Raw genomic sequence first — 14,087 nt, 5'->3', positions numbered from 1 at the left:
TCTTTACGGCAGCGCTGGCTCGCTTTCACAAACCACGCCCTTGGGATGGGCGGCACGGTAGCGTTCGGTCAAATCGTCTGCCACCATTGCGGCATAAAGCACCAAGCCCAAACTGGCCGGCAACAAGGCGATTCCGAGCCAGGCCCGCCACAGCGCCGGCCACCCGTGCCGCACGCGGATTTTCCTCCAGGTTTTGCGCCCCGGCGGCGGATATTGCTTGCTGCGCAGCATGCACAGAGCGTCCGGCAGCAGCCAAGCCGCAAACAGCACCAGCAGCAAAACAGGGCCGAAGGTGCTGCCGTAGAACACCACGATATAGCCGGGGATGCCCCACAGGCTGCGGCAGTCGGCATGGTTGGCGAAATCGTGGAAGGCGGGAAAAAAGATGAAATGCAGCCAGCAACCGATCAGGCCGAACACCACTGCAAAGCGGATGCGGACGGCGCGGCTGTAACGCGGGGCATAGTATGGGCCGGACATGATTTTCCCTGATGGTTGCGATGCATGATTCAGAGCCTTTATCCTAACAGATGCCGGCGGTGTAGCAAATCAGGCTACCTGAAAGCCGTCCGCATTCGGGGCGAAAACATCGGACTGTTTTCAGGTAGCCTGCTGTCGATTAAACCGCATCAGCAAACTACCCTAACGATCAGCGCAAGGAAGATTTAATTGTGAATAGCCGAAACAAATCCATTTTGTTTTTACCCGGCGCGTCGGGTGATCCGGCATTTTGGCAGCCGGTGGCGGATTTGATGCCGTCGGATTGCTGCTGTACCGTACAGACTTATCCTGAATTTGCCGGACAGCCTCCTCACCCAGCCGTTCAGGATTTTGCTGGTTTGTGCGACTGGGTATTGGCAAAAATTCAAGAGCCTACTGTGCTGGTAGCGCAATCGATGGGCGGCATCATTGCCATGCAGGCGGCTTTGTGCCAGCCCGAGCAAGTGCGAGGTTTGGTGCTGGTTGCCACATCCGGCGGCATGGATGTATCGGCTTTCGGTGCGGAAGACTGGCGCAGCGCTTATCTGTTGGAGCAGCCGCAGCTGCCGACATGGTTTGTAGAGGCGGATTGCGATTTGTCACCGGATTTTGCCGAGATTCAAGCGCCCGTGCTGCTGATTTGGGGCGGCGATGACCGCATCAGCCCGCCTGCCGTCGGACGTTTTTTGCAGCAGGCATTGCCGAATGCCGAGTTGGCAGTGATACCGCATGGCGGGCACGATGTGGCACACACTCATGCGGCGGAAGTAGCGGCGCTGATTCGCGATTATTTGAATGAGGCCGTCTGAAAACCATGCCTGTCTGAAACACAAGAAAGTGATACACAATGAACCCGAAATACACCCCGCTTTTCCAACCCTACACGCTCAACAACGGCGTGGTCGTGAAAAACCGTTTGGTGGTCGCGCCCATGACGCATTGGGCTTCCAACGCAGACGGCAGCATCAGCGAGGGCGAGCGCCGTTTTTTGCAAAACCGCTTTGAAGGCTTCGGCCTGTTTATCGCCGCCGCCACGCTGGTGTCGCCCGAAGGCAAAGCGTTCGGCGGACAACCGGAAGCCATCGGCGCGGAAGACTTGCCGAGCTTGCAAGAAGTGGCGCAGATTGCGCACGAACAAGGCGCCAAAGCCGTTTTGCAGCTTCATCACGGCGGCACCAAAGCGATGGCCGATTTGCTGGAAGGTGCCGACAAAGTGGCCCCGTCGGACGACGAAGCCAGCGGTTCGCGCGCGCTCACCGAACCGGAAATCCGCGCACTGATTGAAGCCTTTGCCCGTGCCGCCGAGTTGGCGCTTCAGGCAGGTTTCGACGGCGTGGAAATACACGGTGCCAACGGCTACCTGATTCAGCAGTTCGTGTCCGCCCAAAGCAACCGCCGCGACGACGCATGGGGCGGCAGCCTGTCCAACCGCTTGCGCTTTTCGCTGGCCATCGTCGATGCCGTCGATGCCGTGCGCCGCAAACACAACCTTCCCGATTTCATCCTCGGCTACCGTTTCTCGCCCGAAGAAGGCGGCGACAACGGCCTGACCATGCAGGACACGTTCGCGCTGATTGATGCCATGGTGCAGAAACCGCTGCAATACCTGCACGTTTCGCTTTGGGATTTCTACAAAAAAGCCCGCCGCGGAGCCGACACAAATTTGACGCGCATCGAGCAGATACACCGACGCATCGGCGGCAAACTGCCCCTGATCGGCGTAGGCAACCTTTTCAGCACCGAACAAATTTTGGCAGCCTACCAAACCGGCTGGGCGGAATTCATCGCACTAGGCAAAACCGTGATGATTAACCCCGATTTGGTCGCGCTGATTGAAAGCGGCCGCGAAGCCGAAATCGTGTGCGAACTCGACCCCGACAAAGCCGACCGTTACCGCATTCCCGAACGATTGTGGCAGCAATGCCAAATGGGGTTGGCCTACCTGCCGCCGGTGAAAGGCAGCAAAAACTGGCAGCCGGTGGATATTTGATTCGATAGGTTTTTATGCGTAGGGCAGGCATTCCTGCCCGCCACTCAGACTTGCAAGTTTGAATCATACAAAGCGCAAGGGTGCCAACCATACGGTTGCATCATGAAGTGATACCGTCTGAAAAACATACTTGCACAAACAACAAGGAGCCACCGATGACGCCAACCCAATACATCGTCAACCCCGCGGTTTACCGGCCCGTGTTTTTCTTCGCTGGGTCGCTGTTGCTGCCGTGGGCGGCTTGGTTGGCGGCGGCTTACTTCAGCCACCAGCCCGACGGCGGGCACAAAGGTTTACTCACGGCCTTGCTGTTGGCCGGTTTGCTCGCGCCGGTGTGTTTGGCGGCGGGGTTGTTGTGGCGGCAGCCTTCTCTGCGGGCGGATGCTTTGTTGCGTTTGCGTTTTTCCGGCGTGCGCAAACGGTATTGGCTGGCGGCGGTGCTGTTGCCGCCGCTGTCGCTGGTGTTGGCGCAGGGCGTGTCGCTGTTATTTGGCTATTCTGCCGGGCAGTTCCATATTTCAGGTAGCCCTTCGTTTACTTCGGCGCTGATTTCGCCGTGGCTGGCTTTGGTGCTCGGGGCGGTGCTGGAAGAGCTGGCGTGGCACTCCTACGGCACGGACGCGCTGCTGTCGCGCTTCAGCCTGTTTGCCGCGTCGCTGATTTTTACCGTGTACTGGGCGCTGTGGCATATACCGTTGGGCTTGGTGAAAGGCTATTACCACAGCGAACTGGTGGCGCAAGGCTGGCTTTACACCGCCAATTTTGTCGCCAGCATGGTGATGTTTGTGCTACTGATGAACTGGCTGTATCTGAAAAGCGGGCGCAGTATTATGGTGGCGCTGCTGTTTCATTTGGTCGCCAATCTCGGCAACGAGATCTTCCAAACCCACCCCGACAGTAAAGTGATTCAAACCGGCATTCTGCTGCTGTTGACTGCATGGGTGCTGTGGAAAGAGCGGGCTTTGTTTTTCAGACGGCCTCAGTTTAAACAGGCTACCTGAAAGGCCGTCTGAAAAACCATGCCTGTCTGAAAATACTTTTCAGGCAGGCATCATTAAAACCAAGCTGTGAAAACTAAAACCAATAAGTCGGATAGCGTCTACCTTCACCCCAATTGTTATAGAACAAAGCAACCGCTACCAAAATCAGGGAACCTAACAATGTAGGTGTCAATAAAAAATCCCAGCCTACCCCGCCCAACATCACGATCAATGGATTTGAACCGGCAGGAGGATGCGGAACGCGTAAAATAAGCATCAAGGCAATAGCTGTTCCGACCGCAAGCGCCATACTCCACCAGCCAGAACCGAAAATGCCCATAAGTATCAAACCCGTCAAGGTGGCGACAAAATGCCCGCCTATTACATTTCGAGACTGTGCAAACGGGCTTTGCGGGTAGGCAAATACCAATAAACAGCTTGCTCCGAAAGAACCTAACACCAAAGGCAACACCAGAGTGTTTCCCAAACCCGCGAAAGCTGCTGTGGCCAAGACGGCGCCAAGCCAAGCAAACCCAATGGTTTTCCAAGGCAGGCGAGGCGGGCAGTTTTCTGTTGCTTGAAAGCGTGGTTTATCGACCATATGATTATCCGTATCAATTAAATTGAATACACCGATTGGTATACCAATAATATACCGTTCGGTATATTTGAACAAGGGTTCACATGGATATCCGTCAGAAAATCTTAGAAACTGCTTATCAAACGTTTTATCGTCGAGGCTTTCATGCCTGCGGTGTAGAGTTGTTGGCAGCGCAGGCCAATACGACCAAACGGACACTTTATGCGCATTTCGGCAGCAAAGAAGGTCTGATTGAAGCCGTTTTGCAATACCGGCACGAGCAATTTATCCAAAATATGATTGATGCATTAGCGTGTTATGCGGAGCAGCAAACGGCTTATGCTTATCTCGATTTCATTATCAATTGGACACAATCTGCCGATTTTCACGGCTGCATGTTTATCAACGCGTGTGCCGAGTATTCCGATAAGGCGAGCATGCCGCATCAAAAATCAAGCCGACATAAGTCCGAAGTCAGGCAAATTCTGCGTCAACGTTTGCAAAGCTGCGGCGTGCCTGAGTCGGACAAAAAAGCCGATATGTTATTTATGATTGGGGAAGGATGGATTGTTGCCGCACAAAGCGGACAAGATTTGGCCTGTTCCATAGAAGAAATGGCTAATCTGATTGATGAACGTGGGTCGGGTTCTTGAATATGAGCCAAGCACCGAGTTTGCCTGAAACCCCACTACCTGTCTGAAAACAGCATAGAAGATGGTGAACAAGCCTGCCGTTACCCTACTGTGTTGCCAGAACAATGTTTCAGGTAGCCTCAAAGATTTTCAAGGGCGCGAAAACCCGGCCTGATCGCTACACTTGCTCTTTTCAAAGCGCTTCTGGATCACACAGGTTACCTGAAAAGCCATCCGATAATAGCCATTTTTGGAAAAACAATTATTTACAATGGTATGAGATGCGTGCAAACAGCAACTGTACCGCACTCATCCGCTGAGCAACAAGGAATCTAGATGCCAAGCATGCAAGCCATGACCATCAGCCGTTACGGCAAAACACCGCTCCAAATGAGCACCATGCCCATGCCCGAAATCCGGGACCATGAGGTTTTGGTGGCCATTCATGCCGCCAGCGTGAACCCGATTGATTTCAAAATCCGTGACGGCAAAGTCAAAATCCTGCTGCATTACGATATGCCGCTGATTTTGGGCAACGATTTTGCCGGAACGGTGGTGAAAACCGGCCAAGCGGTGCAACGCTTCAAAACAGGCGATGCCGTTTACGGCCGCCCCGCGAAGTCGCGCATCGGCACCTTTGCCGAATACATCGCCGTGCATAAAGACGATATTGCCGCCAAGCCCGCCAATTTAAGCTTTGCCGAAGCCGCCTCGATTCCCTTGGTGGGTCTGACCGCCTACCAAGCGTTTTACGAAGCCCTGCGCCTGAAAGCGGGCGATAAAATCCTGATTCACGCCGGTGCGGGCGGTTTGGGTACGTTTGCCATTCAGCTGGCCAAACACATCGGCGCTTATGCGGCCACCACCGCCAGCCCCGCCGGACATGATCTGGTGGCGCGTTTGGGTGCCGACCACATCATCAACTACCGCGAAGAAAATTTTGCCGACGTGTTGCACGCTTACGATGCGGTGTTGGACACTTTGGGCGGCGACGCGCTCAAACAGTCTTTCCGCATCCTCAAACCGGGCGGACACATCGTTTCCGTCTCCGCCCTGCCCACCGCCCGTTTTGCCCGTGAATGGCAGCTGCCGGCATGGAAACAATGGCTGTTTGCCGCCGCCACTCTGCCCTTGCAGCGGCTGGAAAAGCGCTACCGCGTGCATTACGATTTCTTGTTCATGCGCGCCAGCGGAGCGCAATTGGCCGAAATTACTCGGCTGATAGAGGCGGGCGCAATCGTGCCCGTGATCGACCGCATCTTCCCCTTTGCCGAAACGCAAGCTGCATTGGATTATGCCGAAAGCGGACGGGCAAAAGGCAAAATCGTGGTACAGCTGCTGCCTGAACAGTCTTAGTTTCGGCCCACCTTCACTTGGCCCAAACAGGCTGAGACCTTTGCAAAAGTCCCATCTGCGGCGCATTTCTGCGTTCTTCGGTTATACTCTATGGGTATGCTCGCTTGCTTGTCTATCGTGTGAGATGTCTGCCCCACGCGGATTGCAGGCGCTCACGCTCGCTGCGCTGCTACGCTTTGAACTGCAACACATCTGGGGATTTTGCAAAGGTCTCAGGCTACCTGAAAAGCAAATGGCTGGCGGGATAGATACTGCCGATGCGGGTTCTGACCCAAAATACCGCGGCAACGCCTGCTGGAGGCATAATCTATTACGTTTGGGGTGAACCTGACTCTGTCGCCAAGCCGGCCAACAGTTGTTGCAATACCCAATCCACCCGCGGATCGGATTCCGGCCGGAATACCGCCATGTGTGCCACCTGATAAGCCGTTTGCGCGGGCAGCAGCGCTTTTAGGGTTCCTTCTGCCACCAACGGGGCAGCGTAATCCTGAGGCAAGAAGCCGATGTGGCTGCCGGCCAAGATAAACAGCAGGGTGACTTCCATGTGATAGGCGGTGGCCGTGATCTGTTGCGGTGACAGTGTCGAAAGCGAAGGCGAGAGCAGGTAGCCGCGTCTGACCCAGGCATAATCGGATTCCAATTGTCCGATGGTCAGTGCCGGCTCGCCGGCCGCAGGGTGGTCGCGGTGGCAGTAAATGTGTTGGGTTTCTTCCCACACCGGGAGGTAGCGCAGATTTTTCAGCGGCTGGGCAAAATAGCCGAACCCCAAGTCGGTTTGCTTTGAGGCCACTGCGGTTTCCATCTCTTGCGGAGAGCGCACATCGGCGGTCAAACGCAAATCGGGATGGCGGCGGTAAGCCTGGCGGATGGTTTCTGCGAGCGCCTGAGTGAAGCGGTCCGGCATATGGTCCACCATGCACAAGCGCAAAGTGCCTGAAAACTGTTCGTTCCGCCGTCGGATTCCCTGCACTTCATGGTGAAATTCGCGGGTGGCGTGCAACAGGCGCAAGCAGGCTTGATAGAGTTGTTCTCCGGTACGGGTCAGCTCAAAACCGCTGCGTCCCCGGCGACACAGCTTGGTATCCAAGCTGCTTTCCAAGTGCGCCAAATGCGTGCTGATGGCCGACTGGGACATATTGAGCCGTGCTTGGGCGGCGCTGATCCCGCGGCATTCGACAATGGCCACAAAAGCCTGAAGTGCTTTGATGTCATGTTTCAGCAAGGTGTGGAGCATCACAATTTCCCCGATTCTGTAGCCCGGCAAGGCCGGATGTTGACTGAAATATAGCGCCGATCAGAGATTGGCGGCAGATGATAAGGCGGAAGTCTGGGCAAAGTCCCAGCTGCGGCGGATTAAGGCTTGGTGTGTTCGTGCCCCATGATATCTTGTCCCGTAGGGTTTTTTGCTTTCAGACTCTTGGCGTTGCCGCCCCTTGAGCTGCCTGCGCATCTGAAGGTTTTGCCCAGGTTTCAGGCTACCTGAAAACATTCGGGCAGTTTTTTTTACCGACACATTTTGAAGCAATCGTTTCTGCTCTCCCAAAAAAACGCTTATTTTTCTTATCTTTTTTTCGGGTCTTATCCGGCTCGGTGTCACCAGCCGTTCGGCTGTTCTGTCTTCCCCATTTCATTCTCATTCATATTCCGCAAGGGCCGTACCCGGTGTTCGGTTTGGTGGTCACGCGTGGTTTGAATCGGCTGCTTTCGGTACAAACATTTCAATTTCGAATGTTGGCATCAGAAATTCGGCATAGAAACGGCGGCCAAAAACTTTTATTTTTGTTTTTGTCTGCGGGCAGCAGGAGAGAAAAACCTGCCATCCGCCCGCTGCCTGCATGACAGCGAGGCTGCCCAAGCCGCCAGTGCTTTCAGCTTTAGCCCATGTGCGGACAGTGGGGCTTTATGGCGGTAAAAACGGTGATGAACAGGCGTTCAGTCCGTTGGCGGACGCGCAACCAGACCGTTTTCCTGGCCCATTGATGCCTATCCATTTCTACATTCAGGAGCCTGACCATGTTCAACCAACCCCTCAGCGGCAATGCCATGCCGCGTTGCGGTGGCATTGCCACCATGATGCGTCTGCCTTTTCAAGCCGATGCGGCAGGATTAGACGCGGCCTTTGTCGGCATTCCGCTCGATATCGGCACCTCCAACCGCCCCGGCGCCCGTTTGGGGCCGCGCCAAATCCGTGACGAATCCAGGATGTTGCGTCCCTACAATGTGGCCACTTTCGCTGCACCTTTCGAGAGCCTTCAGGTAGCCGATATCGGTGATGTGCCGATCAATACCTTCAACCTGCTCAAAAGTGTTGACATCATTGAAGCGTTTTACCGAGACCACATTCTGGCCCACGACTGTGTCCCGCTGACTTTGGGCGGCGACCACACGGTGGTGTTGCCGATACTGCGCGCCATGGCGGCCAAACACGGTCCGGTGGGTTTGGTGCATGTGGACGCCCACGCCGACATCAACGACGAAATGTTCGGAGAAAAAATCGCCCACGGCACCCCGTTTCGCCGGGCGGTAGAGGAGGGCCTGCTGGATTGCCGCCGCGTGGTGCAGATTGGTCTGCGCGGCACCGGCTACAGCGCCGACGAGTTTGATTGGTCGCGTGATCAGGGTTTCCGCGTGGTGCCGGCAGAGGCTTGCTGGCACCGATCTTTAGCGCCTTTGATGGCGGAAGTTCGGGAGCAGATGGGAGACGGGCCGGTGTACATCAGTTTTGACATCGATGGCATTGATCCCGCCTATGCACCGGGTACCGGTACCGCCGAAATCGGCGGCCTGACCGTGCCTCAGGCACTGGAAATCATCCGCGGGCTGCGTGGCTGCCGGGTGGTCGGGGGCGATTTGGTGGAAGTAGCGCCGCCCTATGATCCTTTCGGCAACACTTCCGTGGTGGCCGCCAATCTGTTGTTCGAAATGTTATGCGTGCTGCCCGGGGTACGCTACGACCGCTGAATCTGGCCTTAAAACCAATAACATTCCGAAAGCCGGGCCAGATTTCCCTGCCGCGTACTCTGTTTGTCGGGCAACACCGACCAATCGCAGCGCGGCTGCGGAGGCAATCGGAATAATCAGGAGAAACCTCATGAAACTCAATGCTTCCCAGGAACCCTTCATCCATGAAACGCCACCGCCGCCAACCATTCCGCTGGCGCAGCGCAGACAAGCCACTGCCAAATTTATTGTGTTTTCCCTCATCGGCGTGCTCATGTTTCTGACCCCGCTGTATTGGGGCGGCAAATGGACGATTGGCTTGGGCATTATTGCCGATGCGGTGCGTGAAGTGGTGAAGCCCTATCTGCCGCTGACCGCCGTATGCGTGGTGGTGGCCTCTGCATTGCTCACTTTGTGGGTGGCGCTGCTCAAGCCGCAATGGAGCCGTGCCGATACAACATTCGCCGCCATTTTCCGGGTCAACTGGTTGTGGCTGCTGCTCAGGATTTTGGGTGCGGTATTCATCGTCATGATTTATACCCAGACCGGGCCGGAATGGGTGATCGGCAAAAACACGGGCAGCGTGATTCTCAACGATCTGAATCCCGTGCTGATTCCTTTCTTTTTCTTCGCTGTGCTGTTGCTGCCGTTTCTGGTGGATTACGGTTTGATGGAGTATGTGGGCACCTTGCTGCGCAAGCCTTTTCAGAAAGTGTTCCGTCTGCCCGGCCGCGCGGCGATTGATGCCACCGCTTCTTGGCTCGGATCCGGCACCATCGGGGTGTTGATTACCTCCCAGCAGTATGAAAAAGGCTTTTACAGCCAACGCGAAGCGGCCGTCATTGCCACCAGCTTCTCGCTGGCTTCGGTGGCCTTCAGCCTTTTGGTATCCGATTTCATTGGCATTTCCCATTTGTTCGTGCCTTTTTATCTGACGGTTTTGGTGGCCGGCCTGGCTGCTGCAGTCATCATGCCGCGCATCCCGCCCCTGAGCTTGAAAAAAGATGTGTACCATCCGAAAAACGGCAAGCAGCTGCTGGAAACCGGTGCACCTGCGGGCAATACCCATGCTTGGGCGCTTGACCAAGCGGTGCGTCGTGCCCATGCCATGCCGGGGCCGCTCAAGGCATTGGGCAACAGCATTCAGGTATTGGCCGACGTTTATCTGGGCCTGTTGCCGGTCGTCTTCGCCATCGGCACGTTGGCTTTGGCCTTGTCGGAATACACGCCTGTGTTTAGCGTGCTGTCCGCCCCGTTGGTGCCGTTTTTGGAGTGGCTGCATCTTCCCGAGGCCGCCAAAGCGGCTCCCGCGGTATTGGTTGGTTTTGCCGATATGTTTTTGCCGGCGGTGTTGGGTAAGGGCATTGAAAGCGAACTGACCCGTTTTGTGATTGCCTGTTTGTCGCTTACCCAAGTGATTTACATGACCGAAGTCGGCGCCTTGATACTCAAAGCGCGCTTGGGCTTGAATATCTTGGAGCTGTTTGCCGTTTTTCTGCTGCGAACCCTGATTACCTTGCCCATCATCGTACTGATGGCGCATTGGGTTGTGTTTTGAGTACCCTTGTGCGCTGCAGATCAGCTGCTTGGTTTGCGGCGCACGGTGATGGCTTGGCTGTGCGCCGCAAGGGGGCGCCACCGTTTTAACCCATCAAAATACTTATCGTCCATGATAACCAGGGTCAGCGGAAAGAACAGGCTACCTGAAAACCCTGGGCCTGTTTCAGGTCTTTCATAACGTCGGTATTGGCGGGCAATAGCCCGTGTGCCGTCTTTTCGGCCCGGCAGCTGTGGCATGCGCAAAACTGCCGCCACATTTTCTGACCACACGCCCCCGCCGGCGCTTGTTTCACTGCGGTGTGCTGCCTGCAAAGGCGTGGCGCGCCGCCACTACTGGAATACGCTATGTCTTTACTTCCCCCTCATGCCACTTGCGGCGAAGCTTTGGTTCATCTGTTGGCCGCTTACGGCATCGATACCGTTTTCGGCATTCCCGGCGTCCACACCGTTTCGCTTTATCGGGGTTTGCCGCAAACCGCTATCCGCCACATCACGCCCCGTCACGAGCAGGGCGCCGGCTTTATGGCCGACGGCTATGCCCGCGTCAGCGGCAAACCCGGCGTCTGTTTCATCATCACCGGCCCCGGCATGACCAATATTCTCACTGCCATGGGGCAGGCGTATGCCGACTCCGTGCCGATGCTGGTGATTTCGAGCGTCAACAAAACCCATCAGTTGGGTTTGGGCGAAGGCCGCCTGCACGAGTTGAAAAACCAAAGTGAGATGGTGGCCGGTGTGGCTGCCTTCAGTCATACCCTCATGCGGCCGCAAGACCTGCCCAAAGTATTGGCCCGCGCTTTTTCGGTGTTCAACAGCAGCCGTCCCCGGCCGGTACACATAGAGATTCCGATTGATATCATCGATGCGCCCTTCGGCGAACCCTCGGTGCGGGCTGCGGCATTGCCGGACAAACCCTGTGCCCCGGAGGAGGCCTTGGCGCAAGCGGGTGCATGGATGCGCCATGCCGTACGGCCGCTGCTGTTGTTGGGCGGCGGTTGCGCACGCGCCGATCCTGCGCGGGTACAGGCCTTGGCGGAAGCTTGGGACGCACCGGTGTGTTGCACCATCAATGCCAAAGGCCTATTGCCGAACGGGCATCCCTTGCAATTGGGCAGTAATCAGTCGCTGCCGGCCGTGCGCGAACTGGCGGCACAGGCCGATGTGGTGCTGGCCATCGGCACCGAACTGGGCGAAACCGATTACGACGTGGTGTTCGACGGCAACTTCCAGTTGGGCGGCCGCCTGATCCGCATCGATATCGATGCCGAGCAGCTGCAGCGCAACCATCTTGCCGACCTGGCCATTGTGGGCGATGCGGCCGATGCCGTCAGCCGCTTGGCCGATATGATGGCGGCCGCTCCCATTTCTCGCCAAGGCGCCCAACGGGCGGCGGCGGTTCGCGAAGCGCTGGCGGCGTATTGGCCGCCGGCCTGGTTGAAGCAGGCTGCCGTCTTGGCGCAAGTGCAGCAAACTTTACCGGGCGTGATTGTGGTGGGCGACTCTACCCAGCCCGTCTACTCCGGCAACCATTTGTACGAGCCGGATACGCCCCGTGCTTGGTTTAACGCCTCCACGGGTTACGGCACCTTGGGTTATGCCTTGCCGGCCGCTTCCGGGGCCAAATTGGCGGCACCCCACCGCCCGGTGGTGTGCCTGATCGGCGACGGCGGCATTCAGTTTACCCTGCCCGAGCTGGCGTCGGCCGTAGAGGCGGGCATCGGCATTGTGGTTTTGCTGTGGAACAATCACGGCTATGGCGAAATCAAACGCTATATGCGCCGGGAAGGCTTGCCCGAAATCGGGGTGGACATCTATACGCCCGATTTCCAAACCCTGGCACGCGGATTCGGCTGCCAGAGCGCCAGAGTTAGTAATCTGGCCGAGCTGGGAGCAGCTTTGCGTCAAGCCGCTCCTAACCGGCCGACCTTGATTGAAATCGTTGAAGACGATTTTGACGCAGACCGTTAACCGTTTTATCTGAGTGCGAAACCCCCTGCTGCCGGCTTATTCAGCCCACAGCAGGGGGTTTCGCTGCGGAAAACAGAGAAGGGTTTGGGCTTTTCAGGTAGCCTTTCCGGTTCTCCAACGCCTACTTAGCCCCACAGCCAACCGCCCAGGGCAAACAGCACGGCGGCAATCAGGGCCGACACCCAGACGTAGCGCCATTGGGTGAGGGCGTGTTCCATCGGCGTGATTTCGCAGCTGCGGGCCGACAGCACGGTGGAATCTCCGAAGAAGCAGGCTTGGCTGCCGAAGCCGCCGGCGGAAATCAGCGCGCCGAGGGTGAGCGGCAGATTGGCGTCCAGCGCCACCGCCAGCGGCACGATGATGGGGAAGGCGATGGCGTAAATGCCCCAGAACGAGCCGGTGGTGAAGGTGAGCGCCGAGAGCAGCACAAAGGTGATCACCGGCAGCCATTGCGCATTGAGATAAGGCTTGACGTTTTCAATCAGCCACGGCGCCAGCCCCAGCTGTTCGTTCACGTCTTGCAGCACAAAGGCGGCGAAGATGATGGCCACCGGCGTCACCATGCTGAGCATGCCTTCCATAAAGTCGTTGAACAACTGCGGCAGGCCGGCCAGCTGCAAAAAGCGGTACAGCGCGGCGGTAAACAGCACCGCGGCCATGGCGCCGAGCAGGGTGTCGCCAAACCACCAAGTGCCCAATACCAGCACCACAATCGGCAGCAGGAAATACATGATGTGGCTGCGGCCGCCGTAGCTTTCTTCAACCGGCGCCTGCTCGGCCAGGCCCTGATCGCGGCGTTCGGCGGCCCGTGCCTCGGCCTGGCGCATGGCGGCGCCGGGCTTGAGAATGTCGAAAGCCACCAGCGGCACCACCAAAATCGCCACCCAGGCATAGAGCACATAGGGGATCACCTGCATATAGTAGGCCATGCCGCTGCCGGCTTCGGCCACATGGTTGCTTTCCAGCAGGCCGGCCAGATAAATGCCCCAGGTGGAAATCGGCACCAGCAGGCACACCGGTGCGGCGGTGGCGTCGGCCACATAGGAGAGCATGGCGCGCGACACGCCCAGGCGGTCGGTGAGCCGGCGCATGGTGGCGCCGACGGTGAGCGAGCTGAGGTAGTCGTCGATGAAAATCAGCAAACCCAACAGCCAGGCGGCAATCAGGCTGTGGCTGCGGGTGCGCGCCACGCGGCCGATCAGGCGGCTGAAGGCGTCGGTGGCGCCCGATTTTTGCAGCCACATGATCAGGCCGCCCATCAGCACGCACAACAGCAGAATCCAGCCCATGACCGGCCCGGCCATTACCTTGAGGCTGCTGGCCATCAGGCTTTCAATCAGCACTTTGGGGTTGGGGTTGATCAGCATCAGCCCGACCATGGCGCCGAAAAACAGCGGCTCCAGCGTGCGGCGGCTCACCAGCGCAAAGCCGAGCACGCAGGCAATCGGCAGCAGGCTGAACACACCGTAGGCGGTTTTGCCGTCGGCCAAGGTGACGCTGTAACCGTTGCCCAGCCACAGCGCCACGGCCACCAGCACCATGCTGATCAGCAGCACACGGTTGTTGATTTCCGGATGGGATTTGGGAATAAACCACATGGC

General features: G+C 57.2%; 14 protein-coding genes. 8 read left to right on the top strand and 6 right to left on the bottom strand.

Translation table 11 applies throughout. The features are described from left to right. Positions 1–3 precede the first annotated feature (3 nt). Complete coding sequence (locus H3L94_RS11545) at positions 4–480, bottom strand: hypothetical protein (RefSeq protein WP_182122102.1); 477 nt, start codon at positions 478–480, stop codon at positions 4–6. A 191-nt stretch (positions 481–671) separates the two neighbouring features. Between H3L94_RS11545 and H3L94_RS11540 the strand changes: the two genes are divergently transcribed. From H3L94_RS11540 to H3L94_RS11530, 3 genes are all read left to right on the top strand, one after another. After that, a complete protein-coding gene (locus H3L94_RS11540) occupies positions 672–1,289 on the top strand; it encodes an alpha/beta fold hydrolase (protein ID WP_009120100.1) in 618 nt (205 codons plus the stop codon). A gap of 38 nt (positions 1,290–1,327) precedes the next feature. Then, positions 1,328–2,470, top strand: coding sequence for an NADH-dependent flavin oxidoreductase (locus tag H3L94_RS11535; RefSeq protein ID WP_182122101.1), 1,143 nt, complete (start codon positions 1,328–1,330; stop codon positions 2,468–2,470). A 155-nt stretch (positions 2,471–2,625) separates the two neighbouring features. Next, on the top strand, positions 2,626–3,471 hold the full coding sequence (locus tag H3L94_RS11530; RefSeq protein ID WP_182122100.1) for a CPBP family intramembrane glutamic endopeptidase: 846 nt from the start codon (positions 2,626–2,628) through the stop codon (positions 3,469–3,471). Between the two features lie 73 nt (positions 3,472–3,544). On the opposite strand, the gene H3L94_RS11525 is transcribed toward H3L94_RS11530, so the two are convergent. Beyond that, positions 3,545–4,126 carry an HPP family protein gene (locus H3L94_RS11525; protein WP_244958770.1) on the bottom strand — a complete coding sequence of 194 codons (582 nt, stop codon included), beginning with the start codon at positions 4,124–4,126 and terminating at the stop codon, positions 3,545–3,547. An 8-nt stretch (positions 4,127–4,134) separates the two neighbouring features. Between H3L94_RS11525 and H3L94_RS11520 the strand changes: the two genes are divergently transcribed. Continuing rightward, the gene (locus H3L94_RS11520) at positions 4,135–4,683 is read left to right on the top strand and encodes a TetR/AcrR family transcriptional regulator (RefSeq protein ID WP_182122099.1); all 549 of its coding nucleotides are present in this window, start codon (positions 4,135–4,137) and stop codon (positions 4,681–4,683) included. A gap of 315 nt (positions 4,684–4,998) precedes the next feature. After that, positions 4,999–6,018, top strand: a complete 1,020-nt coding sequence (locus H3L94_RS11515; protein WP_244958769.1) for an NADP-dependent oxidoreductase — start codon at positions 4,999–5,001, stop codon at positions 6,016–6,018. 310 nt (positions 6,019–6,328) lie between these two features. On the opposite strand, the gene H3L94_RS11510 is transcribed toward H3L94_RS11515, so the two are convergent. Then, positions 6,329–7,252 (bottom strand): LysR family transcriptional regulator, encoded by a 924-nt coding sequence (locus H3L94_RS11510; RefSeq protein WP_182122098.1) that lies wholly within the window; start codon positions 7,250–7,252, stop codon positions 6,329–6,331. A gap of 444 nt (positions 7,253–7,696) precedes the next feature. After that, complete coding sequence (locus tag H3L94_RS11505) at positions 7,697–7,873, bottom strand: hypothetical protein (protein WP_182122097.1); 177 nt, start codon at positions 7,871–7,873, stop codon at positions 7,697–7,699. Positions 7,874–8,031: 158 nt separating this feature from the next. Between H3L94_RS11505 and speB the strand changes: the two genes are divergently transcribed. Both speB and H3L94_RS11495 read left to right on the top strand, forming a co-directional pair. Then, positions 8,032–8,979 carry an agmatinase gene (gene speB / locus H3L94_RS11500; RefSeq protein ID WP_182122096.1) on the top strand — a complete coding sequence of 316 codons (948 nt, stop codon included), beginning with the start codon at positions 8,032–8,034 and terminating at the stop codon, positions 8,977–8,979. Positions 8,980–9,109: 130 nt separating this feature from the next. After that, positions 9,110–10,516 carry a YjiH family protein gene (locus H3L94_RS11495; protein WP_182122095.1) on the top strand — a complete coding sequence of 469 codons (1,407 nt, stop codon included), beginning with the start codon at positions 9,110–9,112 and terminating at the stop codon, positions 10,514–10,516. A gap of 20 nt (positions 10,517–10,536) precedes the next feature. Here the strand turns inward: H3L94_RS11495 and H3L94_RS11490 are convergent, their stop codons facing one another. Beyond that, positions 10,537–10,788, bottom strand: coding sequence for a hypothetical protein (locus tag H3L94_RS11490; RefSeq protein WP_182122094.1), 252 nt, complete (start codon positions 10,786–10,788; stop codon positions 10,537–10,539). A gap of 75 nt (positions 10,789–10,863) precedes the next feature. On the opposite strand from H3L94_RS11490, the gene H3L94_RS11485 reads away from it, so the two are divergent. Next, positions 10,864–12,486, top strand: a complete 1,623-nt coding sequence (locus H3L94_RS11485) for a 5-guanidino-2-oxopentanoate decarboxylase (RefSeq protein ID WP_182122093.1) — start codon at positions 10,864–10,866, stop codon at positions 12,484–12,486. Positions 12,487–12,611: 125 nt separating this feature from the next. Here the strand turns inward: H3L94_RS11485 and H3L94_RS11480 are convergent, their stop codons facing one another. Beyond that, entirely contained in the window at positions 12,612–14,084 is a 1,473-nt protein-coding gene (locus H3L94_RS11480) for a Na+/H+ antiporter NhaC family protein (protein WP_182122092.1), read from the bottom strand. Between the last annotated feature and the right edge of the window lie 3 nt (positions 14,085–14,087).

Origin of the sequence: Neisseria shayeganii (genome assembly GCF_014054965.1) — a bacterium.
GTDB classification, from domain to species: Bacteria; Pseudomonadota; Gammaproteobacteria; order Burkholderiales; family Neisseriaceae; genus Eikenella; species Eikenella shayeganii.
This window is presented reverse-complemented; position numbering and strand designations above follow the sequence as displayed.

Excerpts from the sequence above, each read along its gene's own strand:
- H3L94_RS11520 (WP_182122099.1), top strand. The coding sequence starts at position 4,135 with ATGGATATCCGTCAGAAAATCTTAGAAACTGCTTATCAAACGTTTTAT.
- H3L94_RS11535 (WP_182122101.1), top strand. The coding sequence starts at position 1,328 with ATGAACCCGAAATACACCCCGCTTTTCCAACCCTACACGCTCAACAAC.
- H3L94_RS11530 (WP_182122100.1), top strand. The coding sequence starts at position 2,626 with ATGACGCCAACCCAATACATCGTCAACCCCGCGGTTTACCGGCCCGTG.
- H3L94_RS11515 (WP_244958769.1), top strand. The coding sequence starts at position 4,999 with ATGCCAAGCATGCAAGCCATGACCATCAGCCGTTACGGCAAAACACCG.
- H3L94_RS11485 (WP_182122093.1), top strand. The coding sequence starts at position 10,864 with ATGTCTTTACTTCCCCCTCATGCCACTTGCGGCGAAGCTTTGGTTCAT.
- H3L94_RS11480 (WP_182122092.1), bottom strand. The coding sequence starts at position 14,084 with ATGTGGTTTATTCCCAAATCCCATCCGGAAATCAACAACCGTGTGCTG.
- speB (WP_182122096.1), top strand. The coding sequence starts at position 8,032 with ATGTTCAACCAACCCCTCAGCGGCAATGCCATGCCGCGTTGCGGTGGC.
- H3L94_RS11510 (WP_182122098.1), bottom strand. The coding sequence starts at position 7,252 with ATGCTCCACACCTTGCTGAAACATGACATCAAAGCACTTCAGGCTTTT.
- H3L94_RS11495 (WP_182122095.1), top strand. The coding sequence starts at position 9,110 with ATGAAACTCAATGCTTCCCAGGAACCCTTCATCCATGAAACGCCACCG.
- H3L94_RS11545 (WP_182122102.1), bottom strand. The coding sequence starts at position 480 with ATGTCCGGCCCATACTATGCCCCGCGTTACAGCCGCGCCGTCCGCATC.